Origin of the sequence: Cellulosimicrobium sp. NPDC055967, assembly GCF_042269845.1 — a bacterium.
GTDB lineage: Bacteria > Actinomycetota > Actinomycetes > Actinomycetales > Cellulomonadaceae > Cellulosimicrobium.
Genome location: NZ_JBHJYJ010000033.1, coordinates 1 through 2,811, shown reverse-complemented (window position 1 = coordinate 2,811; position 2,811 = coordinate 1). Strand labels below are relative to the sequence as shown.

1 rRNA gene is annotated in these 2,811 nt (G+C 52.0%); it reads left to right on the top strand.

What is annotated here, in order from left to right:
* Positions 1 to 2,617: ribosomal RNA gene (locus tag ACFC2L_RS20160) — 23S ribosomal RNA — on the top strand; the annotation flags it as partial.
* Between the last annotated feature and the right edge of the window lie 194 nt (positions 2,618 to 2,811).

The window sequence follows — 2,811 nt, the reverse complement described above, 5'->3', positions numbered from 1 at the left end:
CTTTGAGATTAGCCGAACGCTCTGGAAAGTGCGGCCATAGTGGGTGATAGCCCTGTACGCGAAAATCTCTTAGTCATGAAATCGAGTAGGACGGAGCACGAGAAACTTTGTCTGAATATGGGGGGACCATCCTCCAAGGCTAAATACTACTGACTGACCGATAGTGAACTAGTACCGTGAGGGAAAGGCGAAAAGAACCCCGGAGAGGGGAGTGAAATAGATCCTGAAACCGTATGCGTACAAGCAGTGGGAGCCCACTTTGTTGGGTGACTGCGTACCTTTTGTATAATGGGTCAGCGACTTATTTTCAGTGGCGAGCTTAACCGAATAGGGGAGGCGTAGCGAAAGCGAGTCTTAATAGGGCGTCTAGTCGCTGGGAATAGACCCGAAACCGGGCGATCTATCCATGGGCAGGTTGAAGGTTGGGTAACACTAACTGGAGGACCGAACCGACTACCGTTGAAAAGTTAGCGGATGACCTGTGGATCGGAGTGAAAGGCTAATCAAGCTCGGAGATAGCTGGTTCTCCTCGAAAGCTATTTAGGTAGCGCCTCATGTATCACTGTAGGGGGTAGAGCACTGTTTCGGCTAGGGGGTCATCCCGACTTACCAAACCGATGCAAACTCCGAATACCTACAAGTGCCGAGCATGGGAGACACACGGCGGGTGCTAACGTCCGTCGTGAAAAGGGAAACAACCCAGACCGTCAGCTAAGGTCCCAAAGTTATGGTTAAGTGGGAAACGATGTGGGAAGGCTTAGACAGCTAGGAGGTTGGCTTAGAAGCAGCCACCCTTTAAAGAAAGCGTAATAGCTCACTAGTCGAGTCGGCCTGCGCGGAAGATGTAACGGGGCTCAAACCATACACCGAAGCTACGGGTATCATCTTCGGATGATGCGGTAGAGGAGCGTTCTGTAAGCCTGTGAAGGTGAGTTGAGAAGCTTGCTGGAGGTATCAGAAGTGCGAATGCTGACATGAGTAGCGATAAAGGGGGTGAAAGGCCCCCTCGCCGTAAGCCCAAGGTTTCCTACGCAACGTTCATCGGCGTAGGGTGAGTCGGCCCCTAAGGCGAGGCAGAAATGCGTAGCTGATGGGAAGCAGGTCAATATTCCTGCACCATTGTTAGATGCGATGGGGGGACGGAGAAGGCTAGGCCAGCTTGGCGTTGGTTGTCCAAGTTTAAGGTGGTAGGCTGGAATCTTAGGTAAATCCGGGATTCTAAGGCCGAGAGCTGATGACGAGTCATCTTTTAGATGACGAAGTGGTTGATGCCATGCTTCCAAGAAAAGCTTCTAAGCTTCAGGTAACCAGGAACCGTACCCCAAACCGACACAGGTGGTTGGGTAGAGAATACCAAGGCGCTTGAGAGAACTCGGGTGAAGGAACTAGGCAAAATGGCACCGTAACTTCGGGAGAAGGTGCGCCGGTGAGGGTGAAGGACTTGCTCCGTAAGCTCATGCCGGTCGAAGATACCAGGCCGCTGCGACTGTTTATTAAAAACACAGCACTCTGCAAACACGAAAGTGGACGTATAGGGTGTGACGCCTGCCCGGTGCCGGAAGGTTAATTGATGGGGTTAGCTAACGCGAAGCTCTTGATCGAAGCCCCGGTAAACGGCGGCCGTAACTATAACGGTCCTAAGGTAGCGAAATTCCTTGTCGGGTAAGTTCCGACCTGCACGAATGGCGTAACGATGGCGGCGCTGTCTCCACCCGAGACTCAGTGAAATTGAAATCGCTGTGAAGATGCAGTGTATCCGCGGCTAGACGGAAAGACCCCGTGAACCTTTACTATAGCTTTGCACTGGACTTTGAATTTGCTTGTGTAGGATAGGTGGGAGGCTTTGAAGCGTGGACGCCAGTTCGCGTGGAGCCAACCTTGAAATACCACCCTGGCAACTTTGAGGTTCTAACTCAGGTCCGTTATCCGGATCGAGGACAGTGTATGGTGGGTAGTTTGACTGGGGCGGTCTCCTCCTAAAGAGTAACGGAGGAGTACGAAGGTGCGCTCAGACCGGTCGGAAATCGGTCGTAGAGTATAAAGGCAAAAGCGCGCTTGACTGCGAGACAGACACGTCGAGCAGGTACGAAAGTAGGTCTTAGTGATCCGGTGGTTCTGTATGGAAGGGCCATCGCTCAACGGATAAAAGGTACTCCGGGGATAACAGGCTGATACCGCCCAAGAGTTCATATCGACGGCGGTGTTTGGCACCTCGATGTCGGCTCATCACATCCTGGGGCTGAAGCCGGTCCCAAGGGTATGGCTGTTCGCCATTTAAAGTGGTACGCGAGCTGGGTTTAGAACGTCGTGAGACAGTTCGGTCCCTATCTGCCGTGGACGTTTGAGATTTGAGAGGGGCTGCTCCTAGTACGAGAGGACCGGAGTGGACGAACCTCTGGTGTTCCGGTTGTCACGCCAGTGGCATTGCCGGGTAGCTATGTTCGGAATAGATAACCGCTGAAAGCATCTAAGCGGGAAACTAGCCTCAAGATGAGATCTCACTGGAACCTTGAGTTCCCTGAAGGGCCGTCGAAGACTACGACGTTGATAGGTTGGGTGTGTAAGCGCTGTGAGGCGTTGAGCTAACCAATACTAATTGCCCGTGAGGCTTGACCATATAACACCCAAGCAATTTGACTACTCTTGACTTGGAAACAAGCAAAAGCATCAGATTGCGGTGTGTGAAGACGAAATGAACCGAAAGTTCGAATCTCACAAAACACCGAAAGCTATCACATACCCAATTTGCTGAAGCGAGGCCATCTGGTCACGACTCAGTACCCGAATTTCTTGACGACCATAGAGCATTGG